This is a genomic window from Pseudomonas sp. QL9, from assembly GCF_041409665.1.
Classification (GTDB): Bacteria; Pseudomonadota; Gammaproteobacteria; order Pseudomonadales; family Pseudomonadaceae; genus Pseudomonas; species Pseudomonas knackmussii.
Genome location: NZ_CP166971.1, coordinates 4,061,557 through 4,085,769 on the forward strand (window position 1 = coordinate 4,061,557; position 24,213 = coordinate 4,085,769).

25 protein-coding genes are annotated in these 24,213 nt (G+C 66.5%); 15 read left to right on the forward strand and 10 right to left on the reverse strand.

The annotated features are described in order from the left end of the window. Positions 1–139: 139 nt before the first annotated feature. Positions 140–331 (reverse strand): Flp family type IVb pilin, encoded by a 192-nt coding sequence (locus ACA097_RS19055; protein WP_371365224.1) that lies wholly within the window; start codon positions 329–331, stop codon positions 140–142. A gap of 356 nt (positions 332–687) precedes the next feature. Here ACA097_RS19055 and cpaB point away from each other — a divergent pair, with 356 nt between their 5' ends. The 9 genes from cpaB (at position 688) to ACA097_RS19100 (ending at position 10,097) form a co-directional block, all read left to right on the forward strand. Further along, positions 688–1,614: a Flp pilus assembly protein CpaB gene (cpaB, locus tag ACA097_RS19060; protein ID WP_371365226.1), complete on the forward strand. Its 927-nt coding sequence runs from the start codon at positions 688–690 to the stop codon at positions 1,612–1,614. 86 nt (positions 1,615–1,700) lie between these two features. Continuing rightward, a complete protein-coding gene (locus tag ACA097_RS19065; protein ID WP_371370543.1) occupies positions 1,701–2,900 on the forward strand; it encodes a type II and III secretion system protein family protein in 1,200 nt (399 codons plus the stop codon). Between the two features lie 65 nt (positions 2,901–2,965). After that, positions 2,966–4,150: a type 4b pilus Flp biogenesis protein TadZ gene (gene tadZ / locus ACA097_RS19070; RefSeq protein WP_371365228.1), complete on the forward strand. Its 1,185-nt coding sequence runs from the start codon at positions 2,966–2,968 to the stop codon at positions 4,148–4,150. After that, complete coding sequence (gene tadA, locus ACA097_RS19075; protein ID WP_371365230.1) at positions 4,147–5,400, forward strand: type 4b pilus Flp biogenesis ATPase TadA; 1,254 nt, start codon at positions 4,147–4,149, stop codon at positions 5,398–5,400. Before tadZ ends, tadA begins: the two co-directional genes overlap by 4 nt. Next, on the forward strand, positions 5,397–6,293 hold the full coding sequence (locus ACA097_RS19080) for a type II secretion system F family protein (RefSeq protein ID WP_371365232.1): 897 nt from the start codon (positions 5,397–5,399) through the stop codon (positions 6,291–6,293). The genes tadA and ACA097_RS19080 overlap by 4 nt, the downstream gene beginning before the upstream one ends. Before the next feature lie 9 nt (positions 6,294–6,302). Next, the gene (locus ACA097_RS19085) at positions 6,303–7,211 is read left to right on the forward strand and encodes a type II secretion system F family protein (RefSeq protein ID WP_371365234.1); all 909 of its coding nucleotides are present in this window, start codon (positions 6,303–6,305) and stop codon (positions 7,209–7,211) included. After that, the gene (locus tag ACA097_RS19090; RefSeq protein WP_371365236.1) at positions 7,208–7,990 is read left to right on the forward strand and encodes a tetratricopeptide repeat protein; all 783 of its coding nucleotides are present in this window, start codon (positions 7,208–7,210) and stop codon (positions 7,988–7,990) included. Before ACA097_RS19085 ends, ACA097_RS19090 begins: the two co-directional genes overlap by 4 nt. Positions 7,991–8,021: 31 nt before the next feature. Further along, positions 8,022–8,300 carry a DUF3613 domain-containing protein gene (locus tag ACA097_RS19095; RefSeq protein WP_043254506.1) on the forward strand — a complete coding sequence of 93 codons (279 nt, stop codon included), beginning with the start codon at positions 8,022–8,024 and terminating at the stop codon, positions 8,298–8,300. A 24-nt stretch (positions 8,301–8,324) separates the two neighbouring features. Then, positions 8,325–10,097: a pilus assembly protein TadG-related protein gene (locus ACA097_RS19100; RefSeq protein WP_371365238.1), complete on the forward strand. Its 1,773-nt coding sequence runs from the start codon at positions 8,325–8,327 to the stop codon at positions 10,095–10,097. A gap of 52 nt (positions 10,098–10,149) precedes the next feature. On the opposite strand, the gene ACA097_RS19105 is transcribed toward ACA097_RS19100, so the two are convergent. Continuing rightward, entirely contained in the window at positions 10,150–10,977 is an 828-nt protein-coding gene (locus ACA097_RS19105; RefSeq protein WP_043254502.1) for a response regulator transcription factor, read from the reverse strand. A gap of 147 nt (positions 10,978–11,124) precedes the next feature. Then, positions 11,125–11,631, reverse strand: coding sequence for a prepilin peptidase (locus tag ACA097_RS19110; RefSeq protein ID WP_371365240.1), 507 nt, complete (start codon positions 11,629–11,631; stop codon positions 11,125–11,127). Between the two features lie 171 nt (positions 11,632–11,802). Here ACA097_RS19110 and ACA097_RS19115 point away from each other — a divergent pair, with 171 nt between their 5' ends. Then, the gene (locus tag ACA097_RS19115; RefSeq protein ID WP_371365242.1) at positions 11,803–12,264 is read left to right on the forward strand and encodes a TadE/TadG family type IV pilus assembly protein; all 462 of its coding nucleotides are present in this window, start codon (positions 11,803–11,805) and stop codon (positions 12,262–12,264) included. 8 nt (positions 12,265–12,272) lie between these two features. Next, positions 12,273–15,044: an ATP-binding protein gene (locus tag ACA097_RS19120; RefSeq protein ID WP_371365244.1), complete on the forward strand. Its 2,772-nt coding sequence runs from the start codon at positions 12,273–12,275 to the stop codon at positions 15,042–15,044. Positions 15,045–15,096: 52 nt separating this feature from the next. Here the strand turns inward: ACA097_RS19120 and ACA097_RS19125 are convergent, their stop codons facing one another. Further along, entirely contained in the window at positions 15,097–16,566 is a 1,470-nt protein-coding gene (locus ACA097_RS19125) for an inorganic phosphate transporter (protein ID WP_160288133.1), read from the reverse strand. Positions 16,567–16,725: 159 nt separating this feature from the next. Further along, positions 16,726–16,938 (reverse strand): hypothetical protein, encoded by a 213-nt coding sequence (locus tag ACA097_RS19130; protein WP_043254497.1) that lies wholly within the window; start codon positions 16,936–16,938, stop codon positions 16,726–16,728. A gap of 233 nt (positions 16,939–17,171) precedes the next feature. Between ACA097_RS19130 and ACA097_RS19135 the strand changes: the two genes are divergently transcribed. Then, positions 17,172–17,477, forward strand: a complete 306-nt coding sequence (locus ACA097_RS19135) for a PsiF family protein (protein WP_160288132.1) — start codon at positions 17,172–17,174, stop codon at positions 17,475–17,477. Positions 17,478–17,699: 222 nt separating this feature from the next. Here the strand turns inward: ACA097_RS19135 and ACA097_RS19140 are convergent, their stop codons facing one another. The 3 genes from ACA097_RS19140 to dmeF form a co-directional block, all read right to left on the reverse strand. Beyond that, positions 17,700–17,834 carry a hypothetical protein gene (locus tag ACA097_RS19140; protein WP_269090590.1) on the reverse strand — a complete coding sequence of 45 codons (135 nt, stop codon included), beginning with the start codon at positions 17,832–17,834 and terminating at the stop codon, positions 17,700–17,702. Positions 17,835–17,950: 116 nt separating this feature from the next. After that, positions 17,951–18,850 (reverse strand): pseudouridine synthase, encoded by a 900-nt coding sequence (locus ACA097_RS19145; RefSeq protein WP_371365247.1) that lies wholly within the window; start codon positions 18,848–18,850, stop codon positions 17,951–17,953. A 71-nt stretch (positions 18,851–18,921) separates the two neighbouring features. Further along, complete coding sequence (dmeF, locus tag ACA097_RS19150; protein ID WP_371365249.1) at positions 18,922–19,866, reverse strand: CDF family Co(II)/Ni(II) efflux transporter DmeF; 945 nt, start codon at positions 19,864–19,866, stop codon at positions 18,922–18,924. A gap of 63 nt (positions 19,867–19,929) precedes the next feature. On the opposite strand from dmeF, the gene ACA097_RS19155 reads away from it, so the two are divergent. Further along, on the forward strand, positions 19,930–20,208 hold the full coding sequence (locus tag ACA097_RS19155; RefSeq protein ID WP_043254490.1) for a metal/formaldehyde-sensitive transcriptional repressor: 279 nt from the start codon (positions 19,930–19,932) through the stop codon (positions 20,206–20,208). A gap of 17 nt (positions 20,209–20,225) precedes the next feature. Here the strand turns inward: ACA097_RS19155 and ACA097_RS19160 are convergent, their stop codons facing one another. After that, positions 20,226–20,456, reverse strand: a complete 231-nt coding sequence (locus ACA097_RS19160) for a DUF2789 domain-containing protein (RefSeq protein ID WP_043254487.1) — start codon at positions 20,454–20,456, stop codon at positions 20,226–20,228. Positions 20,457–20,602: 146 nt separating this feature from the next. On the opposite strand from ACA097_RS19160, the gene ACA097_RS19165 reads away from it, so the two are divergent. After that, a complete protein-coding gene (locus ACA097_RS19165; RefSeq protein WP_371365252.1) occupies positions 20,603–21,805 on the forward strand; it encodes an MFS transporter in 1,203 nt (400 codons plus the stop codon). A 12-nt stretch (positions 21,806–21,817) separates the two neighbouring features. Further along, positions 21,818–22,681 (forward strand): LysR family transcriptional regulator, encoded by an 864-nt coding sequence (locus ACA097_RS19170; RefSeq protein WP_043254483.1) that lies wholly within the window; start codon positions 21,818–21,820, stop codon positions 22,679–22,681. Here the strand turns inward: ACA097_RS19170 and ACA097_RS19175 are convergent. After that, complete coding sequence (locus ACA097_RS19175; RefSeq protein WP_371365254.1) at positions 22,678–23,808, reverse strand: HPP family protein; 1,131 nt, start codon at positions 23,806–23,808, stop codon at positions 22,678–22,680. The genes ACA097_RS19170 and ACA097_RS19175 overlap by 4 nt on opposite strands. Positions 23,809–24,213 lie beyond the last annotated feature (405 nt).

Sequence of the window (24,213 nt, forward strand, 5' to 3'; positions counted from 1 at the left end):
GCGGGCTTTAGCGCAGATGGCGATTTAATGGCGTGAAAAAGCTGGCGCGACAACGCAGGCCACCGCGCGGGTGGTCTGCGTTATCAGGAAAAAGCAGGGAAATACTTGGTGAAAGTTGCGCTGCTAATTTTTTCCGGACTTACGGAAGTGCAGCGGAGATCTGTTCGAATATTCCGTTAAGTTGCGGGCCGAGCACCTGAAGTGTGCCGACGATTGCAACGACAATTAGCCCGGCGATGACTGCGTATTCGATGGCGGTGGCGCCTTCTTTGTCTTTGGCGAATGCTTTGACTTTGCAATAAACATTCAACGAGAAATCTTTAAAGTTCATGGCCGTAGCTCCTTGCCCGTCCCACACCCAGGGCGGATGCCCCGAATACGTGGTCAGGCTAGGCGCAGCGCGAACGAATGCAAGCGGTCAAATGTAATTAGCACGGACGGATTAATCCTTTGGATATAGTTCCAAATTCTCTAGGCAAATGGCCATCAAAGGGTTTGACGGTCATTGTCCACCAGCTAGATTCTGAGGCGTAACAAAGAATTTCCTGTTATCGGGAATAGTTATTAAACATGAGGCGGCAGCGGTCGATGAAAAGCTAAGTCGCCGATCGAAAGTTTGCTGACCGCGTACCGGTTGCTGCGTTTGTTCGAACTCCTGAATTCCCGACGCTGTGCAAGGAAGTAGCCATGAATAGCAAGGTGCTGATGGTTTTTGCCGGGTTGTTGTTGGTCGGGGCTGTCGTCGTCGGCTATGTCGGGGTTTCCCTGAGCAAGCCGGCCAAACCGGTCGCCAGCAGCGAAGCCCCCGCCGCCGTGATTCCCTCCGAAGTCGACAAGCTGCAGCGCACCCCCGTGGTGATCGTGACCCACGACCTGCCGGCGCTCGCCGTGCTTACCGCGAAAGACCTGCGCCTGGAGTACCTGCAGACCGCGCCCGCCGGCAGCTTCGCCAAGCTCGACGCGGTGGTCGGCCAGCGCGTCTGGGTGGCGGTGCCGGCCGGCAGCATCCTTTCCGCCGCGATCACCGAACCCGGTGGGCCGCTGGCGCGGACCATCCGCCCGGATGAGCGGGCCATGGCCATCGCCGTCGACGAGGTCATCGGTGGCGGCGGCTTCGTGCTGCCGGGCGACTACGTCGACGTAATGCTCTTTGTTGCGGACCAGAGTAACGGGACGCGCGACCTCAGTGCCCAGGTCGTGCTGCCTGGCGTGCGCGTACTGACATACGGCGAGCAGATCGCGGTGGCCAATGACGGCCAGGCGCACCAGACCGCCGACGGCAAGGATGACAAACAGAAAGAACGCAAGGTGCCGCGCACTGCGGTGCTGGCGGTTCCGGCCGAGTCGGTCGCGCGGTTGATGCTGGCCAGCCAGGCCGGCTCGCTGCGCCTGGCCGTGCGCAGCAAGGACGAGCAGCTCTACGAGAAGGATCAGGAAGGTCGCTATCTGCACGCCTCGCTGAACCCGGCGGGCAGCGAGCCGATCAGCCTCGATCAATTGCTCGGCCGGCGCGCGCCGGCGAAACCGCAGGCCACTCGACGTGAGATCGCGCCGTCGGCGGTGAGCGGCGTGGTGGTGTATCGCGGCAGCAAAGTGACGCATGAAGCGCCTTGAGAAGTCTCTCTGCAGGGAGTAGTGCCATGGTTCGGGGAGTGCAGGCCAAGCGGCGTATCGACCGGCTTGGCGTGTGTCTGGGGGGAATGCTGGCGCTGTCCACGCTGGTCTCGGCGCAAGCCGCGCCCAGTGCCTGCGCCGGTCTGATGTTGCAGAAGCTGGTTCTGGACGTGGAGCAGGGCGGCCAGCGCGACCAGCAGTTGCCGTTGCCGATCAAGCGCCTGGCCATCGGCGATCCGCAGGTCGCCGACGTGCAGTTACTCGACAAGCGCAGCTTCCTGCTCACCGGCAAGGCGCAAGGTGATACCAGCCTGCTGGTATGGAGCGGGTGCCCTGGCGACCCATTGCGCGCCCAGGTGCGTGTCGCGCCGCGCGCCTTGGCTGATGTCGCCGCGGCGGCGGACACGGCCGGCGCACCCCTGGCCAACCAGGTGCAGACCGACATCCGCTTCGTCGAGGTCAGCCGGACCAAGCTCAAGCAGGCGAGCACCTCGCTGGTGCGGCGCGGCTCCAACCTCTTCGTGTTCGGCTCGCCGGGCAGCCTCGATGGCATCGGCGTCGGCCAGGACGGTAGCGTGAGTGGCAACTTCGGTGGTAGCGGCAGCGGCTTCAACATCATCTGGGGCGGCGGCAGCAGCAAGGTGCTGGGCTTCCTCAATATGCTCGAGGGCAGCGGCTTCGCCTACACCCTGGCGCGCCCGAGCCTGGTCGCCACCAGCGGGCAGAGCGCGTCCTTCCTGGCCGGCGGCGAGTACCCGATTCCTGTGCCCAACGGCGATAACAACAACATCACCATCGAATACAAGGAATACGGCGTGCGCCTGACCCTGACGCCGACGGTGATGGGCAGCGGGCGCATTGCTTTGAAGGTAGCGCCGGAGGTCAGCGAGCTGGACTTCACCGCCGGCATCAAGACCGCCGGCATCTCGGTTCCGGCGCTGAACGTGCGGCGCACCGACACCAACGTGATCCTCGGCGACGGCGAGAGCTTCGTGATCAGCGGCCTGGTCAGCAGCAACACGCTCAGCAACGTCGACAAGTTCCCCGGCCTGGGCAACCTGCCGGTGATCGGCGCGTTCTTCCGCTCCTCGCAGCTGAGCAAGGACGACCGCGAACTGCTGATGGTGGTCACCCCGCACCTGGTACAGCCGCTGGCCGCCAATGCCAGCCTGCCGAAGCTGCCGGGCGAGGGCCTGCGCAAATACGATCCCGGTTTCGGCGAGTTCTACTTCCTCGAGAACGGCAAGTTCGACGGTCGCGGCAGCAGCAGCGGGATGTCCGAGTGATGGCCGGGGATCCGGTAAGTCGTCCCGCCGCCGGCTCGGCGTCGGGGCAGAGCAGGAGCACCAGCATGAGCCAGACCTTTGTCGCCCTGACCGAACACGCCGGAGAGCTGGAGTGGCTGCAGAGCAGCCTGGCCAGCAGCGGCCAGGTGATCGCCGCCGGCAGCGGCACCCTGGAGGAGCTGCTCGCGCTGCTCGATGTGACTGCTTCCAGCGTGCTCTTCATCAGCCTGAGCAAGGCCAACCTGGTGGTGCACAGCGCACTGGTCGAGGGGCTGGTGTCGGCCCGTCCGATGCTCTCGGTGGTGGCCGTCGGCGACGGCTTGGACAACCAGCTGGTGCTAGCAGCGATGCGCGCCGGCGCCCGCGATTTCGTCACCTACGGCGCCCGCGCCAGCGAGCTGAGCGGGCTGATCCGCCGTCTCGGCGGGCGCATGCCGAGCGTGCCGGTCAGCGCCGCGCGCCAGGGCGAGCTGTACAGCCTGGTGAGCGCTCGGCCCGATGCCGATGGCGCCTTCGTCGCCCTGCACCTGGCGCTGGCCCTGCAGGCGCAGCCGGAAAATCAGGTGCTGTTGGTGGACATCGGCCAGCCCTCCGGCGAGGCCCTGGCGATCCTCGGGATGGAGTCGGCATTCAACTTCTCCGATGCGATGCGCAACCTGCGTCGTCTCGACCAGACCCTGATCGACAGCGCCTTCACCCGCCACGAGTCCGGCCTGCGCGTGCTCAGCCTTTCCGACGAGCCGGGCGTGCTGGAGCGGGTCAGCACCGCCGAGCTGTATCTGCTGCTGGGCAGCCTGCGAAGCGCGTTCAGCCACGTCCTGATCAACCTCACCGGCGCTGCCGAAGGGGAGCTCAGCAGCCAATTGCTGCAGCAGGCCAGCCGGGTGCTCTGGCTGGTCGACCAGAGCGTGCCGTCGTGCAAGAAAGGCATGGAACGCCTGCGCCGTTTGCGTGAGCGCAACCAGGTGCTGCCGCGCATCGAGCTGCTGATAGAGCGTTACCTGCCGGCCGTACCGCCGGACCAGCAGGCGCTGTGCCGGATGTTCGGCCTGGAGCCCTTTGGCGTCCTGCCGGCCTCGGCCGAGGCGCGCCTGCGGGCGAAGAACCTCGGCCGCAGCCTGTTCGAGATCGCACCGCGCGATCCGCTGGCGGTGAAGCTGCGCGACATGGCCGATGCACTCGGCGTGGCCAACGGCGAGCGGCGCAAGCGCTTCGCCTGGCTCGGCTGGCCGCGGGCGGTGCGCTCATGAGCTACGCGACCGGCGCCGGCGGCTTCGCCAGCAAGCACGACCAGGAGATGCAGGCGCTGAAGATGCGCCTGCACCGCTACATCATCGACGAGATCGACGAAGACGGCATGAACCTGCTGGAGGGCGCGCGCCCGGCAGTGGCCCAGTACGTCTCCGAGAAGGTCTGCGAATACGCCGCGCGGCGCCAGTTGGCGATCTCCCGCTACGAGCTGGACCGCCTCGCCGAGGAGGTGGTCGACGAGCTCACCGGCTTCGGCCCGCTGGAGATCCTCCTGCGCGATCCGGGCATCAGCGAGATCCTGGTCAACGGCCCGGACCGGGTGTTCGTCGAGCACCAGGGCCGGCTGTACCAGAGCGACCTGCGCTTCATCGACGACCACCATGTGCAGCGCGTCATCCAGCGCATCCTCGCGCCGCTGGGCCGGCGCCTGGACGAGTCCAGCCCGATGGTCGACGCACGCCTGCCCGACGGCAGCCGGGTGAACGCGATCATTCCACCGGTGGCGCTGGACGGCCCGTGCATCTCCATCCGCAAATTCAGCAAGGAGCTGCTGCAGAGCGCCGACCTGCTGGCCTACCAGAGCGTCGACGAGGCGCTGCTGGGATTCCTCCGCCAGGCCGTGGAGAACCGCTGCAACATCCTCATCAGCGGCGGCACCGGCACCGGCAAGACCACGCTGCTGAACGTGCTGAGCAGTTTCATCGACGAGCGCGAGCGCATCGTCACCATCGAGGACACCGCCGAACTGCAACTCGGCCATGACCACGTGGTGCGCCTGGAAACTCGTCCGCCGAATGCCGAGGGCTATGGCGAGGTGACCGCCCGCGACCTGATCCGCAACGCCCTGCGCATGCGCCCGGACCGCATCATCCTCGGCGAGATCCGCGGCGTCGAAGTGCTCGACGTACTGCAGGCGATGAACACCGGCCACGACGGTTCGATGAGCACGGTGCACGCCAACTCGGCGATGGACTCGCTGCTGCGCATGGAAATGCTGGTTGGCCTGACCGGGCACAAGGTGCCGGAAAGCACGCTGCGGCAGATGATCTGCGCGGCGCTGGACATAGTCGTGCAGATCACCCGCCAGGCCAACGGCCGGCGCTGCATCAGCGAAGTGCTGGAAGTGCTGGAAGTGCGTGACGGCATCTATGTGACCAACTCGCTGTTCAGTCTGGATCGCCGCGGCACCGGCCAGTTCGTCCGCACCGGCGGGCCGTCCGGGTTGAAGTTTCGCCAGGTGTTGGCATGAGCGCCGGCGCCGCGGTGCTGCTGACGGTCAGCCTGGCGCTGGTTGGCCTGGCCTTCCTGCTCGCGGGCCTGGGCATGCGCGCGCGGCACAACGAACAGGTGGTCATGCGCCTGCAGTCGGGGCCGGCGACAGCCGAAAGCACCGCCGTCCGGCAACGCAGCCAGCACTGGTTGGCCAAGCGCATGCGTCGCGCCGGCATCGTCGATATGCGCAAGTGGCTGCTGGGTGTCGGAGTGGTCGCGGTATTGCTGGCTGCCGTGGCCTTTCGCCTGGGCAATGTGATTGGCGCGCTGCTGGCGCTGTTGCTGGTGCTGACACTGTTCAGCGGCCTGCTCAACCTGCTCTACCGCCGGCGCCTGCAGCGCATGATCCGGCAGATGCCGAGGTTTCTCGATCAGGTGGTGCGCAGCCTGCACGCCGGCCGCACCCTGGGCGACGCGCTGGAGCAGGCAGTGGCCGGCGCCGAGGTGCCGCTGCGGGAAATCTTCGCGCGGGTCAACAACCACGTGCAGCTGGGCATCAGCCTGCCAGAGGCGCTGCAGGAGATCGCCGACCTCTATGCGGTCGACGAACTGCACATCCTCGCCCTCGGCGTCTCGGTGAACTACCGCTACGGCGGCAACACCACCGAGCTGCTGGACAACATCATCAAGGTCATCCACGAGCGCGAGAAGATTTCCCGCCAGCTGCATGCCATGACCGGCGAAACGCGGCTGAGCGCTGTGGTCCTGGCGGTGCTGCCGGTGGGCCTGGGCGGCTACATCCTGGCGGCGAATCCGGGCTACCTGATGACCATGTGGACCGACCCTGTCGGCCGCTGGATGCTGCTGACCTCGCTGGGGCTGCAGCTGCTCGGCTGCTTCCTGCTGTGGCGCATGCTGAAGAGCGTATAGGAGAGGGACATGGACGCATCCTGGTACGTGGCGCTGGCCGTGCTTCTGCTCTTCGCCGCGCTGACCCTGGCGGTGTCGCAGAGCCGCGCGGCCAACCGCGAGCAGCGCCTGATCGAGCAGCGCCTGGGCGGCGGTATGCAGCCGGGGGCCGGTCGCTGGGGCAGCGAATTGCTCGAGCGCGTCAGCGGCAGCGGCCTGGGCCGCCGCCTGCGCCTGCGCGACCAGGAAGTGCGCGAACTGCTGGCGCGGGCCGGCTGGAACGGCACCCTGCCGCGCAGCCTCTACCAGACCCTGCAAGTGAGCCTGCCGCTGTTGTTCTGCGCGCTGGTGGGGCTGTTCGGGATCATCCAGGCAAGGCCGCCGCAGTCGCTGCTGCTGCCGCTCGCCTTCGCCGCCGGCATCGGCTTCCTGCTGCCCAAGCGGGTCCTCGCGCACCTGGCGGCCAAGCGCTGCCAGAAGCTGTCGGAGGAAGTGATCCTGTTCATCCAGCTGATCCGCATCCTGTTCGACGCCGGCCTCACCGTGGAGCAGACCTTGCGCGTGGTGCAGCTGGAGGGCCGAAGCATCGTCCCGGTGCTGACCGAGGAGCTGGCGACGGTGCTGCAGCATGCCGACAGCGGCCTGGACCTGGCCGAAGAGCTCGACCAGCTCTCGCGGCGACTGCAGGTGGCTGAGTTGTCCGACTGCTGCAACGTGTTGCGCCAGATGCTGCGTCAGGGCGGCAGTGCGCGAGCGTCGCTGCAGACGCTCAAGGAACTGTTCGAAGACCGGCGCCTGACCTCGCTGCAGGAAAAGATCAGCAAGCTCTCGGCGAAGATGAGCATGGTGATGATGGCGCTGCTGTTCCCGGCGCTGCTGATCATCCTCGCCGGGCCGGGGTTCATGGCGATCACCAAGGCACTGGGGGGAATCAAATGAAGAGGCTGAGTGTGCTGGGACTGTCCGTCCTGTTCCTGGGGGGCTGCGCCAACCTGCCGGGCGCGGGGCCGACGGTGGGGCAGAGTTGCGACGAACACTTGAGCCAAGCGCAACAGCTGCAGCTGGACATGGCCCGCGACATGCTCAAGGACGGCCGCCTGCATGCCGCATTGGCCAACCTGGAAACCATGCCGCCGCAGCTGCTCGATGTGCGCGAGAGCAAGGCTGTCGCCCTGCGCCGCATCGGCAGTCCCAAGGCCAAGGCGCTGTACCAGGGGCTGCTCGACAGCTGCAAGGCCGGCGAGGCGCACCACGGCCTGGGGCAGATCGCCCTGCGCGACGGGCACCTGGCCGAGGCCGAGCGCGAGATGCGTGAAGCCGCGCGGCTGCAGCCGACCGATGGCCTGATCCGCAACGACCTTGGCGTGGTCTTGCTGCGCAAGGGCGACCGCGAGGGGGCGCGTTTCGAATTCCTCACGGCGGTCGAGCTCAACGAGGGGGACAAGCTGCCGGCGACCAACCTGCTCAGCCTGTTGTTCCTCGAAGGCGAGGACAGCCAGGCGGCGGCGCTGATCGACAAGGCGCACTTGTCCGACGATCAGGTCCGCCAGGCGCATTCCCGCGCCGATGCCTTGCGGCCCGGCGCGCCGACACATCCGGTCGCCGCCGAAGGCGTGGTGCAGGTCGAGGCGCAACCGGCGCGGCCACTGCCGCCCGCATTGGTCAAGGACGCGGAAGCCGAGGCGCACGACGCCGGGCTGCTGGTCAAGGCGCACTGAGAGGGCCCGTGAGCGGGCCGGGAGAATGACGATGAAAGGGATGATCCTGAGCGGCCTGCTGCTGCTCTGCCCGCTGGCCCTGCAGGCGGCCGAGCCACGGCCGCAACCGGGGACCAGCGCCTACGACCAGGCGGAGATCGACCACTGGATGGAGCTGCAGCGCAGCGGCCAGGTGGCCTCGGCCAACAAGCAGAGTGCGACGCCGGCGGAGCGCGATCGTGCCTACCAGCGTTACCTGAAGGGCTACACCCACCCGATTCCCGAGTACCTGCAAAGCAACTATCAGGACTTCAGCACCGGCAGCAAGTGACGGCCCGACGTCGAGGAGTCCCCCATGTACCGTACCCGGCAGCGCGGTGCCATCGGCATCATGGCGGCGGCAACCCTGTTGCTGTCGCTGGTGTGCCTGGCGCTGGTGGTGGATACCGGTCGCCTTTACCTGGAGAAGCGCAAGCTGCAGCGGGTGGTCGACATGTCGGCCATGGAAACCGCCGCGCAAAGCGGGCTGTGCGGCGTGCAGAGCGCCGGCGGGGTGCAGGCCTTCGCCCAGGCCAGTGCGCAGAAGAACGGATTTCCCGCTGACGGCACGCTGGTCGCGACGCTTGGCGATGTGAACTTCGATGCCAGCAACACGCGCCGGCAGTTCAGCCCGGGCGGGCAGTGGAACGACTCGGTGCGCGTGGTGGCCGACCGCACAGTGGCTTCCAGCCTGATCCTCAACGTGGCCAAGGTGTTCGGCGCCAACGTCTCGACGACCACCACCCTGAGCGCCACGGCGGTGGCGCGGCGCGAGGCGTTGGGTGCGCTTTCCGCCGGAAGCGGGCTGCTGCGCCTGGACAGCTCCAACTCGCCGCTGCTCAACGCGCTACTCGGCGGCCTGCTGGGGACGAGCCTGTCGCTCGACGTGGTGACCTACCAGGGCATCGCCGGCGCCAACATCAGTCTGTTGTCCCTGGGGCAGCAGTTGCAGGCTGCCGGGGTGAGCCTGGACCTGGGTTCGGTGGACAGCCTGCTCGGTGCGAACGTCAGCGTCGCGCAGCTGCTGACCGCCATGGTCGATGCGGCCGATGCCTCGCAGGTGGCAGGGGTGAATACGGCGCTGCTGCGCAGCTCGCTGGCTTCGATCAGCGTTCCTACCGCCAACCTGACACTGGGCCAGATCCTCAGCGTGGTGGCGCCGGACAGCGCCCGCGACGCGGCGATGGGGGCGGACGTGAACCTCATGGATCTGCTGATGGCCACGGCGCTGGTGGCGAACAAGAACCATGCGCTGACGCTGGACGTCACCAGCCTGGCTGGGCTGAGTGGGGTGATCGGTTCGGTGACGCTGGGGCTGACGGTAATCAGCCCGCCGCAGATCGCCATCGGCTATCCGGGCAAGGATGCCGGGGGCAACTGGCGGACCAAGGCCACATCGGTACAGGTGGCGCTTAATGTGAAGGCGGACATCGATCTGCTGAACCTGCATCTGGTGGTAGCGCACATCAACCTGGGGGCGACGGTTGCCCAGGGCTACGCGGCGCTGGACAGCATCCAGTGCGGTGGGGTGGGGCGGCCGGTGACAGTCAACGTCAAGGCGCAGCCCGGAGTGGCGTCTTTGACCATCAGCAACCTCACGCTGGGCCTGCTCGGCAACGGCACCTCCTATCTGGCGACTGCCACCGTCAATACCAGCAATGCCACCGTTGCCGTCGCCGTTCCGGGTGAGCAGCCGCTGACTTTCCTGGTCGACTCGCCGGACGATCTGCCCAGTGCCGTGCAGACGGTTCAGAGCCCGTTGGGGAGCTCGCTGGGAGCGGGCCTTACCAGCTTGTCCAACAACTTGAAGATTTCGGTCACCCTGACGCCCAACGGACAAAAGTGCGAACTGCCGCTGATCGGTTGGCTGCTCTGTCCGCTGGGGCAATTGCTGAATGGCGTGGTGGGGGGAGTGGTCAATTCCGTGGCCGACCTGGGCGCGCTGCTTACCGATGCGCTGGGAAGCGTCATCACCGCGCTAGGCAATGCAATCATCGACCCGCTGCTCAAGCTGCTCGGCATCCAGACCGGCATCCTCGATGTGCGCCTGATCGACGTGCAGACCGCCGGCGCTCAACTGCTGATCTGAGCAATAGAAAAAGGCGCGACCAAGAAAATGGCCGCGCCTTCGAGGAAAAGCGTCAGTGGACCGCGCGGCTGCTCTGGCTGTTGCTGGGGGAGAGCGCCAGGGCCAGCTGGGTGCGGTTGTGCATGTGCATCAGGCGCAGCACCTGGGAGACGTAGAGCTTCACGGTGTTTTCGGTGATGCCCAGCTCGTAGGCGATCTGGTAGTTGGTCATGCCCTTGCTGACCAGGCGAGCCACCGCTTGCTGGCGTGGCGAGAGCTTGCTGAACAGCGGGTTGTTGATCGGCTCGGGAGCGATTTCGCCGGCGCTTTCCAGCGGCAGGCTGGCGGCGAGGTCGTCGGCCTCCGGACGCAGCGCGCCGGGCTGGTTGCCGTGCACTTCGTACTTGATCTTGTGGATGTCCCGCGAGATGGAGTTCAGCGACTCGGCCAGGTATTCCAGGCGCTGGTTCACGTGGCTGAGGCTGAGCTGGTTGCGGGTGCGTTCGTGCAGGCGCTGTTCCAGGCGCTCCAGGCCCTGCAGCAGCTCCTGGGGCGACACCGGTTTCTGGTAGTAGTCGGCGGCGCCTACGCGCATGGCGTCGATGACTTCCTGGCTGCCCTTCTGCCCGGTGAGGATCACCACCTCGAACAGGCGCCCGGCACCCGCGGCTTCCTTGAGTGCCTCGACGACACGAATGCCGTTGTCGGTGCCCAGGCCAAGGTCGCAGATGACCAGGCCGATGCCCTGGTCGGCGCGGAACTTCTCCAGCGCGCTGTCCCGGTCGTTGCTGCCGATGCAGCGGTATCCCTGATTCTCCAGCAACTCGCAGAGTTCGCTGGTGACCTGCGGCTCGTCGTCGATAACCAGCACCGCGAAACGACGATGCACGTTCTTGTCCATGGCTGCACGCTCCTTGCCATCTAGCCTTTGTATTTTCTTTTTTATGGTTACTGCCGGGGCGAATTACCGGTATGACGAAACTTTTGCCTTGGCTTGCTCACGGTATTAGCCCAAAGCATATAGTTCCTAAGTTAGGTAGTCGGCAAGTCAGTAAAGGAATTTACTGATGAACAACAGATCGAGCAGATATCCGACGAATAGCGCGAAGATGAAGGGGAAGGGTTTCGAGTTTCCGACGCTAATGCTTCTTAAATGCCGCGCGATGGGTTGGGAAATATTCGCATTGCGCAGTAGCGAGCGGCTGCCGAGCATCAGCAGCACCGTGACCAGGCAGGCCAGGGCGAAGGTGTTCATCAGCGTCTGCGGGCCGGTGGCCAGGCCCAGCGCCGGGAGCAGCTTGACGTCGGCTGCGCCGAGCTTGCCGAGCAGGTAGCCGGGCACTGTCAGCAGCAGCGCCAGGACCGCTGCCAGCAGGGCCGCGGGCACGCTGTGGCCGGTCAGGCTCCGGTGTTCGAGGATCAGCCAGAGGGCGGCGAGGGCGCCGCCGCCGAGGGTCAGCAGGTTGCTGACCCGGCGCCTGCGTACGTCCTGGTAGGCGGCCAGCATCAGCCACAGAATGATGCAGGGTTGAATGTATATAAGAGTGCTATTCATGAATCGCCAAAAGGAATTAATACTTTTTGCCGGGATGCCGACTCCCACAAGATAACTAGTATTAGTCAACAGCCGAGAAAGTTGGGCACGACTTTGTGCGGGAAGTACTTAAAGCTCGAAACTGTTCGAGCGTTCAATCAGGTATTTCCGTCTCTCACAGGAGTGGATGCAATGGGCGGATCTGGTCTGGGCAGGCGGCAGGGCGGTGCGATCGCCATCGAGTTCGCCGCGGTATTCATTCTCTTCTTCGCCATCCTCTACGGTTTGCTCGCCTACTGCGTTCCGCTGCTGATGTTGCAATCGTTCAACGATGCGGCGGCGGTCGGCGCGCGGGTGGCGGTGTCGGTGAACAGCTCGCTGAGCAGCGCGCAGTACCAGGCGGCGCTGCAGAGCACGGTGAGCCAGGCGGTGGCCGATCGGCTGAGCTGGATGCCGGCCAGTTGGTACACCGGCTGCAACGGCGGCAACTACATGGCTACGCCGGTCACTGAAGGCAACTTCACGCGGATCACCGTCTGCGTCCGCTATCCCTCAGGCAATTCCCCCGTGGTGCCGGTGCTGACCTTGCCGGGAATCGGCGCGGTGCCGCGCCTGCCATCTGTGTTGCAGGGCCAGGCGAGCCTGCTGCTGTGAGCGACGGCATGTTCGACTTCATCCGCAGCATCGCCGGTGGTAGCGCTTCGGGGAACGACGAGTCGGCGCAGGAGTCGCACTCGTCCGTACCCCTCTGGCGGCCCATAGACGCGCGTGAAGAACTCTGGGCACCGAAGGTCGCGCACTGGGATATCTGCCTCGAAGTGGACGGCGGCGACCGGGTGCTGCGCATCGGCGGGCGCGAGGCGCATCGCCTGCAGCGGCCGGCGGAAGGCGGGCCGCGGCCGCTGTGCGACTACCTGGAACGGCGCGCCGGCAACGAGCAGTCGTTCGGCGGGCTGCGCCGGGGCGAGCGAGTGGACCTGCTGCTGCGCAGCGTCGGCGACTTCCCGCTGGTCTGCCGCGTGCAGGGCATCGCCCAGGACAACGACCATTACCTGCTGGTCGGCACGGACATTTCCGATCTCAACTGGCAGACCGAAACCCAGGAACACAAGCTGCATTGCCTCAACCTGAGCAAGCTGCTGCTGTCGCGCCTGCGCCACGTCACGCCGGCGCGTCTGCCGGAGGCGGTGAGCGAGGTGCTGGAGTCGTTCGCCACGAGCTATGGCATGCGCGCCATGGCTTTGCTGCTGTCCGGGGAAACGGGACGCGCCAGGGTATTCGCCTGTTTCGTCCGTGCAGGCGCCGACAGCCTGCTGCGCCAAGGACTGGAGCTGCCCGACGGGGAACTGCGCGGTCTCTCCGTCAGCACGCTGCTGAACGTGGCCGATGGCCGTTCCGCGCTGCTCGACGCGCTCTGCAGCGAGCAGGTGCTGGCGGTGCCGGCGTTGACCCGCGGCGGACAACTGGCGTGCCTGCTGGGTGAGCCGCTGGTGTACGAGGCGCGGCTCTCGGGGCCGTCGCCGGGTGACTGGCAGCATCTGGCGGAACAGCTGGCCAACCAGGTCCTCGAACGCCTGAACCGCGACCTGCTGCGCGACGACAACCGCAAGCTGAGCCTGCTGCAGGATATGGTCGGCGGCGGCTGGTGGCGCTTTCGCCCGGACCGCGCGCAGTTCGAGCTGTCGTCGGCGGTGGCGGGCAGCCTGGGCCTGCCCGCCGGGCAGACCCAACTGGCGCTCGACGACCTGTTGCAGCGCCTGCATCCGGCGGATGCCGACGAGCTGGCGCTGCGCCTGCGCAAGCTGGCCCCTGGCGCCGTGCTGGAGCAGGTGCTGCGTCTGCGCCCTGAAAGCGGCGCCGGCGTGCGCCGCTGGATGCGCCTGCAAGGGCGGATGCAGGGCCGCGATGAAGACGCCGTGCTCAATGGCGTGCTGCTGGACATCAGCGAAGGCAAGGAGCAGGAACAGAAAGCCATGGCCGCCCACGCGCGGCTGCGCAGCCTGATCGACAGCGCGCCGGTGGTGATCTATGTGCAGCGCGTCGAGGAGGGGCACCTGATCCCCGAGTTCTACAGCGAGAGCGCCGGCAACCTGCTGGGCCTGGACCTGCAGGCGCAGAGCTGGCAGGCGTTGGCCGAGCGGGTCCATGCCGATGACCTGGACCTGTTCCTCGAGCGCGGCCGCGAGCTGCTGCGCGAAGGGCGCGTGCAGGCCGAATACCGGATGCGCGACGGCGCCGGGCAATGGCACTGGCTGTACGACGAGGCCAAGTTGTTGCGCGACGCCCAGGGCATGCCGCGCGAGGCGGTCGGCCTGTGGCTGGATGTCACCGAAAGGCACCAGGCGGCGGAGCTTATCGCCGCCAGTGAAGAGCGCTACCGCGTGTTGGTGGAGGACTCCCCCGCGCTGATCTGCCGTTACTCCACGGATCTGGAGCTGACCTTCGTCAACCGCACCCTCGCGGACTTTCTCGGCGAACCGGTGCAGGCGTTGCTGGGCCGGCGCCTCGATCACTGGCTGGCCGAGCACGACTGCAGCGCCCTGCGTGCGCGTCTGGTCGGTGCCTCGGTGGGGAGCGCCGAAGCCTCATGGGAACTGCGCTTTGAAATGCCCGGCCAGCAGTTCCGCTGGCTGGTGTGGAGTGACCGCCTGCTCTTCGATGACCAGGGCCGGGTGCGCGAAGTGCAGGTGGTGGCCAGCGACAACACCGCCGTGCGGCGTGCGCAGCAGCAACTGGCGCAGGGCGCCAAGATGGCCAGCCTGGGCGAGATGGTCAGCGGCATGGCCCATGAGATGAAGCAGCCGCTGCACGTCATGCGCATGGCGCTGTTCAATGCGCGGCAGCGCCCGGACGACGCGCAGTACCTGAACGAGAAGCTGACCCGCGCGGACGCTCAGATCGACCGCTTGAACCGGGTGATCAGCCACATGGGCGTGTTCAGTCGCCGCTCGGAGCTGGACATGGCGCCCTTCGATCCCTTCCACGCCTGCGAGGAAGCCCAGCAGCTGCTGGGCGAGAACCTGGCGCAGCAGGGCATCACCCTGGAGCTGCAGCCGCCGGGGCAGCGCTTCCAGGTCAACGGTTTCGCCGACCAGCTCGAACAGGTGCTGATCAACCTGCTGGCCAACGCCCGCGATGCGTTGCTCGGGCGAGAAGAGCAGGGCGCCCGCTGGATCGGCGTGAGCCAGGTCGCCTGCGCTGAACCCGGCTGGCTGGAGCTGCACGTGCGCGACAACGCCGGCGGCATCGACCCGGCCTTGCAGGAGCGCATCTTCGAGGCGTTCTTCACCACCAAGCCGGCGGGCAAGGGCACCGGGCTCGGGCTGTCGGTGAGCTTTGACCTGATCCGCAACATGGGCGGCAATCTGTCGGTGGATAACTTCGCCGGCGGCGCCCGCTTCGTCATCCGCCTGCCGCTGCTTTCCTCATCCTGAAAAGCACAACGCCTGCACGAGGCAGGCGTTGTGGGGGAGGCGAAGCGCGCTATCAGAGGAAGCGCGAGGCCAGCCAGAACAGCCCGGCCGCCAGGGCCATGGACACCGGCAGGGTGAGCACCCAGGCCAGCACGATGTTGCGGATGGTGCCGCCCTGCAGGCCGCTGCGGTTCGCGACCATGGTGCCGGCGACGCCGGAGGACAGCACGTGCGTGGTGGATACCGGCAGGCTGTAGAGGTTGGCCATGCCGATCATCGCCGTGGCGGTGATCTGGGCGCTGATGCCCTGGGCGTAGGTCATGCCTTGCTTGCCGATCTTCTCGCCGACGGTAAGTACCACGCGCTTCCAACCGACCATGGTGCCGATGCCTAGCGCCAGGGCCACCGCGATGATCACCCAGAAGGGGGCGTATTCGGTGGTGGTGGTCAGGTCCTTGCGCAGCTTCTCCAGGTCGGCCTTCTCGCGGTCCGGCAGGTTGCTGAGTTTGCCAACCTTCTTCGCAGTGTCATCCAGGCAAAGCAGGTAGCGACGCACTTGAACGCGGGCGTCGGAAGACAGCTCGGTGTAGCTGGAGATGCCCTGGATGTCGTTCAGCAGGCCCTTGAGGGTCGCGTCCGTCTGCTTCGGCTCGCAACGATACAGGTCGGGCATCTCGCTACCGTCGCCCTTACCCAGGGCCAGCATGTCGCCGAGCACGTCGGTGTGGCGCTGGTAGAACTGGCCCAGGTGGATGGCGGCGTCACGGGTGCGCTCGATCTGGTAGGTGGTGCTGTTCAGGTCGAGGACGAACTTGGCCGGGACGATGCCGATCAGCACCAGCATGATCAGGCCGATGCCTTTCTGGCCGTCGTTGGAGCCGTGCACGAAGCTCACGGTCATGGCCGAGAGCACCAGCACCAGGCGGTTCCAGAACGGCGGGTGCTTCTTCTCGTCGACTTCGCGGCGGGTTTCCGGCGTCTTGTGCATGTTCGACAGCGGATACAGCCACTTCAGGCCGATCAGCAGCAGCGCGGCGACCAGGAAGCCGGCCAGCGGCGAGAAGATCAGCGACAGGCCGATGTCGATCGCCTTCTGCCAGTTCACCCCGGCCCCGATGGGCACGTCGGTGATCAATGCGTTGGCCAGGCCGACGCCGAGGATCGAACCGATCAGGGTATGCGAGCTGGACGAGGGGATGCCGAAGTACCAGGTGCCGAGGTTCCAGGCGATGGCCGCTGCCAACAGTGAGAAGACCATGGCCAGGCCGTGGCCGCTGTTGACGTTGATCAGCAGCTCCACCGGCAGCAGGTGGACGATGGCGTAGGCCACGCCGACGCCGCCGAGCAGCACGCCGAGGAAGTTGAAGATCCCGGAGAGGATCACCGCGCGGTAGGGCGACATGGCCTTGGTGTAGATAACCGTGGCCACCGCGTTGGCGGTGTCGTGGAAGCCGTTGATGAACTCGAAGGCCAGGACGAATGCCAGCGCCAGAACAAGGCTGACGCCTACCCAGAAATCGATTCCGCTGAAGAGATCGAACATGAAGTTTATGTGACAGGTCGGGACGGGGCGGCGATTATGCCAGAAGCGATAGCGAATCGCCCAAAAGCTGAATGCATTCTCGAATAGTCGCGACGCCCGGTCGCAGTCCGAATCACCGGCGGGCTACCCCGCGAGGCGGCCGCCCCGCGGGCGCGGCGCTCAGTCAGCTTCTTTCTGCTGCGCCTTCTCTCGCTCCACGCGCATCTTGTCCAGCTCGCGGTCGAAGGCCTTGTCCTGCACATTGGGGCGCTTGCGCCAGGGCTTTTTCTCGGGGTCGGGTTGCGCGGCGTAGAGGGTGACTTCTCCGCCGTAGACATCCTTGTAGCGTTCTTCCTGGCGCTGCAGTTCCGCGCGCAGTTCGTCTTTGGTCACGGGTGATCCTGTTGCTGGTTCTGGAGATTCCTGCCGCCCGGCAGGCTGTGCATTGCAGTGTAGCGGCTGGCGGGGGAGGCGCGATTATAGCGGCCAGATGCTGCGGGGGAACCCGTTTTGGCCTGCGGCACATGGACGTAGCCAACGAAGGTTCGGGATGCTGGGGCGTGGCTCGCGCAAATGTAACAAGCGGCTACGCTCAGAAAGTGATCAATAGCCCGGGAGACCTCTCCATGTTCAAGATCCGCGTTCCGCTGCTCATGCTCGCATTGCTGTTTTCCGCCCAGGGCTTCGCGGCCAACACGGCGCAACAGGAAAAGATGAAGACCTGCAACGCCGACGCCACGGCCAAGTCGCTCAAGGGCGATGAGCGCAAGGCCTTCATGAGCACCTGCCTGAAGGCCGGTGGCGGCGCCGATGCGGCGAAGAAGATGACGCCGCAGCAGGAGAAAATGGCCCAGTGCAACAAGGACGCTGGCGCAAAGGCCCTGAAGGGCGACGAGCGCAAGGCGTTCATGAGCAACTGCCTGAAGAAGTAGCCGAGAGCGCGGTAAACAAAGGGCAGCCTCGGCTGCCCTTTTGCTTTTTCCTACCCGTAGGAGCGAGCTTGCTCGCGAACCGCACGGCACGAATGCCGAGCCTGCAGGGCCGCTCGGCTGTCGGGGTTCAGATACCCGAGCAGAGCAGCCAGGCGACAGCCAGCACGTAGAACAGCCAGGTGTTGTCGTCGAACAGGGTCGAGCGTTTCAGCCATTGCGTGTTCATGCGTGCACCACCGCCGACCAGTAGCCTTGCGCGTTGCGGAAGGGCTGGCGGGTCATTTGTTCGGGGCGGGTGACGCCGGCGGCGAGCAGGGCGTTGACCAGGGCCGAGAAGGATTTCGCGGTATAGCTCATGGCGGGCTCCTTGCGTTCCGTCAGTGGGGGACGGAGCTATGAAACCGCGCCGGGGGGTATCGGCGGAAATGGATGTTTCTGCTTTTGATTATTGATGGAATCGATGAAGCGCCGTTTCACCAGTCCAGCTGCAACTGGCTCTCGAACTCGCGGGGCTCGCCGCTGAGCGGGTCGTCGAAGGCCAGGTGGCGGGCGAGCAATTGCAGTGGGCGGGAGTAATCGTCGCTACGTCGCTGGTCTTCCGGCAGCAGCTGTGGATAAAGCGGGTCGTTGCGCAGGGCCGCGCCGAGGGCGGACATGTGCACGCGCAGCTGGTGGCGCTTGCCGCTCACCGGATAGAGCGCGTAGCGCCACCAGTGCTCGCGACGCTCCAGCACCTCGATGCGCGTCTCGCTATTGATCGCGCCCTCGGTCTCGCACATGACGATGAAGGGATCGCCCTCCACCAGCCGGCTGCGTCGCACGTGGGGGAATTCCAGCTGCGGCAACGGCGGGGCGATGGCCTCGTAGCGCTTGTGCATGCGCCGCTCGCGGAACAGCGCCTGGTACGCCGCGCGGCTCTCCGGGTTGGCGGAGAACAGCACCAGCCCGGCGGTCGGCCGGTCGATGCGGTGCAGCGGCACCAGCAGTGGATTGCCCAGGCGCCGCGCCAGGCGCGCCAGCAGGGTTTGCTCGACGTACTGCCCGGACGGCGTCACCGGCAGGAAGTGCGGCTTGTCGGCCACCACCAGGTGCTCGTCGACGTGCAGGATGCGCTCCTCGAAGGGGATCGGCGCTTCCGCTACCACTTCGCGGAAGTAGTGCACGCGCAGACCTTCGCGGTAGGCGCTGGTGGCGTCCAGCGCCTGGCCGTTGGAGTCCAGCACGCGGCCGCGTTCCATGCGTTGCAGCCAGGTCTCGCGGGAGATGGCCGGGAAGTGCGCGCACAGGCAGTCGAGCACCGTGGACCAGGGCCCGGCGGGCAGGTGCAGGGTGCTGGCGCGGTGCTGGGCGGCGGAAAACGGCTTCTCGGACATGGGGCGCGGGCGGCTATCGGGGCGTGCATTAGGCCGCAGCCGGCCGCCCGCGTCAAAGGCCGCCGGGCGGCTCAGGCCGGGTTGACCTCGACGGTCACGTGGACCAACTCCTCGTGCACGCCGAGCAGCACCTTGAAGTCGACCGGGCGCGCCTCGCTGCTCGTGCTCAGGCTGAGGATGCAGGCGTACTGGCGCTTGCCCACCCGCCACAGGTGCAGGTCGGTGATCCGCGCGGGGTAGGGGCCGGCGGCGATGGCCTCGTGTATCTCGACGATCACCGGGGCGTCCATCTCGGCGTCCAGCAGCACGCGACTGCTCTGGCGCAGCAGGCCGATCGCCCAGACCGCCACCAGCACCGCACCGACGATGCCCATCAGCGGGTCGAGCCAGGCGGCACCCCAGAGGCTGCCTCCGAGCAGGGCGAGAATCGCCAGCACCGAGGTGGCGGCGTCGGCCAGCACATGCAGGTAGGCGGCGCGCAGGTTCAGGTCATGGCCGTGGTGGTGGTCGTCATGCCCGTGGTGGTCGTGGCCATGGTGATCGTGGCCATGGCCGTGATGGTGGTGGTGATCGTCCTTGAGCAACCAGGCGCAGACCAGGTTGACCAGCAGGCCGAGCGCGGCGATGGCGATGGCCTGGGTGTAGTGGATTGGCGACGGGCTGATCAGCCGTTGCACCGATTCGAACAACATCAGTGCCGCCACGCCGATCAGCAGCAGGGCGCTGCTGTAGCTGGCCAGCACTTCGATCTTCCAGGTGCCGAAGGCGAAGCGCTTGTCACCCTTGAGCCGGCGCGCCGCCACGTAGGCGAAGAAGGCCAGGCCCAGGGCCAGCGCGTGAGAGCTCATGTGCCAGCCGTCGGCGAGCAGGGCCATGGAGTTGTAGTACCAGCCGCCGGCGATCTCCAGGACCATCATCACGGCGGTGAGAATCACGGCGCGCAGCGTGTTGCGCTCGGCGAGCGGGTTGCTTTCGTGGAAATCGTGGTGGTGCGTGTCGGGGCTGTGGGCGTGCATGAGACAATGTCCGGAAAGCCGATTTATATACTATACCCCAGTATACTTTCACGGAGGGAGCTCATGGCCCATACCGTTCGCGACAAGCGCAAATTGCTGACCCGCATTCGCCGCATCAAGGGACAGAGCGAGGCGCTGGAGCGCGCCCTGGAAAAGGAGGACGGCGACTGCGCCGCCGTGCTGCAGCAGATCGCCGCCATCCGTGGCGCGGTCAACGGGCTGATGGCCGAGGTGCTCGAAGGGCACCTGCGCGAGCATCTGCTGGAAGAGGGGCGCACCCCGCGCGAGCGCGAGGACGACCTGGATCAGGTGATGGGCGTCCTGCGCTCCTACCTCAAGTAGCCACTAGCGCGAGGCGCTCAGCGGCTCAGGCGGCAGGCCAGTTCGTCGACTTCCTCGGCCCAGTCGGAGTCTTCCTCCAGGGCCTCGCGCAGGAACTCGGCCTGGGCCGCGTTCCAGAAAGGCGCGTCGGCCAGCGCCTGGCCATCGGCAAGGCGGTGGGCGGCCAGGAAGGCGTCGATCTCCTGGTGACTGTTGGGCAGGCCGAGTTGCTTGAACAGGGCGGCGAAGTTGTGCGGGCTGGTGTCCATGGCGGGCCTCCTCGGGTTGGGCGTCCATCAACTATAGGCGCTGGTCGCGACCCGCTCGGCGGCAGATCGATAGGGAGCTTTCAATTTTCCCGGCGCCGGGCAATGATGACGGCTGTCATTTCACCGCCCTTGCGCCAGGCCCGTTCATGAGCTCGCCCGAGCAGCGTCCGATCGCCGTCACCCTGCAGATCGTCTCCATCGTCAGCTTCACTTTCCTGCTGTTCCTCTGCATCGGTTTCCTGTTGCCGGTGCTGCCCGGCTTCGTCCATCACGACCTCGGTTTCGACGCCACCACCGCCGGCCTGGTGATCGGCACCCAGTACCTCTCGACCCTGGCCTCGCGGCCGCTGGCCGGGCGCCTGACCGACACCCTCGGGGCCAAGCGAGCGGTGGTCTACGGCTTGCTGGCCCTGGCAGCCGGCGGCCTGTTGGTACTGCTGGCAACCAGCCTGCCGACGCTGGTCTGGGCCAGTTTGACTTTGCTGCTGGCGAGCCGCGTGCTGATCGGCTTCGCCCAGGGCCTGATGGGCATAGGCACGGCGAGCTGGGGTATCGCCCGGGTCGGCGCGCAGAACACAGCCAAGGTGATCTCCTGGAACGGCATCGTCTGCTACGGCGGGATCGCCCTGGGCGCGCCGCTGGGCGTGACCCTGGCAGGCCGCCTGGGGCTCTGGAGCCTGGGCGCGGGCATCCTTGCGCTTGCTGCCCTCGGCTTGTTGCTGGCGCGCGGCAAGCCGGCCGTGGCGGTCGTCGCCGGCCAGCGCATGGCCTTCCTGCAGGTGCTTGGCAAGGTGCTGCCCTATGGCCTGTGCGTGGGGCTGGGCTCGATCGGCTTCGGCAGCCTGGCAACTTTCATCACTCTCTATTACGGCAGCCGCGGCTGGGCCGATCCGGCCTGGTGCCTGAGCCTGTTCGGCGTCAGCTTCGTCGGCGCGCGCCTGCTGTTCTCCTGGACCGTCAACCGCTTCGGCGGCTTCAACGTCGCGGTGCTCTGCCTGCTGCTGGAAAGCCTCGGCCTGCTGCTGTTGTGGCAGGCGCCGAGCCCGGCCTTCGCCCTGCTCGGTACGGCGCTGACCGGTGCCGGGCTGTCGCTGGTCTACCCGGCGCTGGGCGTGGAAGCGGTGCTGCGCATACCGGCGGCCAGCCGCAGTTCGGCGCTGGGCGCCTATGCGCTGTTCTTCGACTTAGCCCTGGGCGTGGCCGGGCCGCTGATGGGGGCTATCGCCGCCCACAGCGACTACGCCAGCATCTTCCTCGTGGCGGCGCTACTCGCCGCCTGCGGGTTCGCCATCTGCCTGGTGCTGTTGCGCCGGACCCAGCAGAACCACGAGGAATTGCACTTCGACTAGACTGGCTCGCCCATGGACATCGATCTCGCGCGCACCTTCCTGGAAATCGCCCGCTACGGCAGCTTCGTCGCTGCCGCCGAGCGCCTGCACGTGACCCAGACAACGGTCACTGCGCGGGTGCGCAACCTGGAGACGCAGCTCGGCTGCCGGCTGTTCCAGCGCAGCCGTGCCGGCGCAAGGTTGACCGCCGAGGGCGAGCGCTTCCTCGGCTACGCCGACCAGCTGGTGCGTACCTGGGAGGCGGCGCGCCGCGACCTGCCGCTACCCGATGGCTTCCGCGAGGTGCTGAGCATCGGCGGCGAGCTGAGCCTGTGCAATCCGCTGATGCTCGGCTGGACGGTGCGCCTGCGCCGGCAGATGCCGACCCTGGCGCTGCACGTCGAGATCGGCAGCGGCGAGCAATTGCAGAAGCAACTGGGGCAGGGCCTGCTCGACGCCGCGCTGGTCTACCGCCCGGACTACTGGCCTGGCATGCAGGTGGAGCAGGTGCTGGAGGAGAAGCTGATCCTGGTGCGTTCGGCCCAGCAGCCCGAGCCCTATCTCTATATCGACTGGGGCCCGGAATTCCGCCGCCAGCACGATGCCGCGCTGCCGGAGCGGGCGCACGGCGCGAGCAGCTTCAGCCTGGGTCCGCTGGCCTTGCAGTACATGCTGCAGTGCGGCGGCAGCGGCTACTTCCGCACGCGGGTGGTGCACAGCTACCTGCAGGCCGGGGTGCTCGAACGTGTGCCACAGGCCCCGGAATTCATCTTCCCGACCTACCTCGTGTACTCGCGCGACAAGGACTCCCCAGCCTTGCAGCGAGCCTTCGCCGTGCTGCGCGAAGTTGTCGCGGAAGACATCGACTGGTCGCAGCGCTGGGACTACGAAACCTAGACTGCCATCCGTTGCGGCTCCGCCGCTGGCTGCAGCCAGAGGTGGCGGAAGGCGGCGATCAGGTCGCTCTGGCTGAGCATACCGGCCAGTTGTCCCTTCTCGTCGAGCACCGGCAGGCAATGCCAGCCCTGGTCGGACAGCCGCTCGATCAGCTCCGGCAGCGGCGCGTCAGCCCGCAGCGTCTGCACCTTGTGCGTCATCAGGTTGCCCACCCGCTGGCCGAACGGCGAGCTCAGGCGGCGCTGGCCGCGGAACAGGTCGCTGAGGGTGAGGATGCCCACCAGGCGACCGCGGTCGAGCACCGGCAGGGCCTTCAGGTGGTGGGAGTCCAGGAGCGTCCAGGCCTGCTCGATGCGCGCGTCCGGGCTGGTCGAGCGAATGTCGCGGGACATGATGTCCTTCGCGGTGATGCCGCCGAGCAGGCGTTCGCTGGCGTGCTTCTCGGCAACGTGGAGCAGGCGCTCCAGGTCGTCGCGGGTGACGTCGACGAAGCCGCCGACGCTGGCCAGGGCTTGCTCCAGATCATCGCTACGGAACCCCAGACGCTCGCCGGGCAGCGGGTCGCGGGTGTGGTGCGGATTGCTCGCTGGCGCCACCAACTGGCGAGGGTAGGGTGCGCGAGTGAGGTTGTTGTAGAGCAGCGCCAGGCCGATCAACGTCAGCGAGCCCACGGCCACTGGCAGCAGAAGATGCAGCAACTGCTGATCCACCAGCGGGCCGCCCAGGCACAGGCTGAAGGCCATGGCGGTGCTAGGCGGATGCAGGCAGCGCAGGCCGAGCATGAAGAACACGGCAAGGGCCATTGCCAGCGAAGCCTGCGGCCAGCTGTGGCCAAGCCAGTGGCCGACCAGCAAGCCGACCAGCGCCGCCACCAGGTTACCGCCCAGCAGTGACCAAGGCTGCGCCAGCGGGCTGGAAGGCACGGCGATGGCGAGCAGTGCGGAAGCGGCCAGCGGCGGGCCGACGCGCAGCACGGAGTCGACGCCGAACAGCCAGGCGCAGAAAGGCATGCTGAGACCCAGCGCCAGGCCACAGCCGAGCACGGCGCGCAGCCACTCACGGTTGGAAGAAGGCCCGGCACAGGGCGCCAGGCACCGAAGCCAGCTGGAGAAGGCAGCGGAAATCAACTCGGCACCTCGCCACCACGGGCGCGGCCGAAACTCAGGGCAGTCAAAGCTTGCATGGCACTCGGGCGCCACCTGGTAACGCCCTCAGAGGGGCGGAGTCCGGCGAGCGCTTCCTGGAAAGTCGATGGAACGGCATCCGCGCCAGGGCGGATGGCGCCCATGCTAGGCAGGTGCCAGCATTGCATCCAATGAATGTTGCTGCTGGTTAAGTGCAAAAATTTTGCACTGTGAGGGCGGATTGGCCCGTAGGAGCGGATCTCATCCGCGAAGACTCCTGCGCCGATGCCGCTGTAGGAGCGAGCTTGCTCGCGAACGGCGTGTCCCGGACACATCGGGGTTTGGATATGGCGCCGTTCCCTCTCCCCAACCCTCTCCCGCAAGCGGGAGAGGGGGCCGTTCGGCGTG

What these genes read in the sequence shown, in the direction of transcription:
- ACA097_RS19055 (WP_371365224.1), bottom strand. Translation starts at nt 331, where the DNA reads ATGAACTTTAAAGATTTCTCGTTGAATGTTTATTGCAAAGTCAAAGCA.
- cpaB (WP_371365226.1), top strand. Translation starts at nt 688, where the DNA reads ATGAATAGCAAGGTGCTGATGGTTTTTGCCGGGTTGTTGTTGGTCGGG.
- ACA097_RS19065 (WP_371370543.1), top strand. Translation starts at nt 1,701, where the DNA reads ATGCTGGCGCTGTCCACGCTGGTCTCGGCGCAAGCCGCGCCCAGTGCC.
- tadZ (WP_371365228.1), top strand. Translation starts at nt 2,966, where the DNA reads ATGAGCCAGACCTTTGTCGCCCTGACCGAACACGCCGGAGAGCTGGAG.
- tadA (WP_371365230.1), top strand. Translation starts at nt 4,147, where the DNA reads ATGAGCTACGCGACCGGCGCCGGCGGCTTCGCCAGCAAGCACGACCAG.
- ACA097_RS19080 (WP_371365232.1), top strand. Translation starts at nt 5,397, where the DNA reads ATGAGCGCCGGCGCCGCGGTGCTGCTGACGGTCAGCCTGGCGCTGGTT.
- ACA097_RS19085 (WP_371365234.1), top strand. Translation starts at nt 6,303, where the DNA reads ATGGACGCATCCTGGTACGTGGCGCTGGCCGTGCTTCTGCTCTTCGCC.
- ACA097_RS19090 (WP_371365236.1), top strand. Translation starts at nt 7,208, where the DNA reads ATGAAGAGGCTGAGTGTGCTGGGACTGTCCGTCCTGTTCCTGGGGGGC.
- ACA097_RS19095 (WP_043254506.1), top strand. Translation starts at nt 8,022, where the DNA reads ATGAAAGGGATGATCCTGAGCGGCCTGCTGCTGCTCTGCCCGCTGGCC.
- ACA097_RS19100 (WP_371365238.1), top strand. Translation starts at nt 8,325, where the DNA reads ATGTACCGTACCCGGCAGCGCGGTGCCATCGGCATCATGGCGGCGGCA.
- ACA097_RS19105 (WP_043254502.1), bottom strand. Translation starts at nt 10,977, where the DNA reads ATGGACAAGAACGTGCATCGTCGTTTCGCGGTGCTGGTTATCGACGAC.
- ACA097_RS19110 (WP_371365240.1), bottom strand. Translation starts at nt 11,631, where the DNA reads ATGAATAGCACTCTTATATACATTCAACCCTGCATCATTCTGTGGCTG.
- ACA097_RS19115 (WP_371365242.1), top strand. Translation starts at nt 11,803, where the DNA reads ATGGGCGGATCTGGTCTGGGCAGGCGGCAGGGCGGTGCGATCGCCATC.
- ACA097_RS19120 (WP_371365244.1), top strand. Translation starts at nt 12,273, where the DNA reads ATGTTCGACTTCATCCGCAGCATCGCCGGTGGTAGCGCTTCGGGGAAC.
- ACA097_RS19125 (WP_160288133.1), bottom strand. Translation starts at nt 16,566, where the DNA reads ATGTTCGATCTCTTCAGCGGAATCGATTTCTGGGTAGGCGTCAGCCTT.
- ACA097_RS19135 (WP_160288132.1), top strand. Translation starts at nt 17,172, where the DNA reads ATGTTCAAGATCCGCGTTCCGCTGCTCATGCTCGCATTGCTGTTTTCC.
- ACA097_RS19140 (WP_269090590.1), bottom strand. Translation starts at nt 17,834, where the DNA reads ATGAGCTATACCGCGAAATCCTTCTCGGCCCTGGTCAACGCCCTGCTC.
- ACA097_RS19145 (WP_371365247.1), bottom strand. Translation starts at nt 18,850, where the DNA reads ATGTCCGAGAAGCCGTTTTCCGCCGCCCAGCACCGCGCCAGCACCCTG.
- dmeF (WP_371365249.1), bottom strand. Translation starts at nt 19,866, where the DNA reads ATGCACGCCCACAGCCCCGACACGCACCACCACGATTTCCACGAAAGC.
- ACA097_RS19155 (WP_043254490.1), top strand. Translation starts at nt 19,930, where the DNA reads ATGGCCCATACCGTTCGCGACAAGCGCAAATTGCTGACCCGCATTCGC.
- ACA097_RS19160 (WP_043254487.1), bottom strand. Translation starts at nt 20,456, where the DNA reads ATGGACACCAGCCCGCACAACTTCGCCGCCCTGTTCAAGCAACTCGGC.
- ACA097_RS19165 (WP_371365252.1), top strand. Translation starts at nt 20,603, where the DNA reads ATGAGCTCGCCCGAGCAGCGTCCGATCGCCGTCACCCTGCAGATCGTC.
- ACA097_RS19170 (WP_043254483.1), top strand. Translation starts at nt 21,818, where the DNA reads ATGGACATCGATCTCGCGCGCACCTTCCTGGAAATCGCCCGCTACGGC.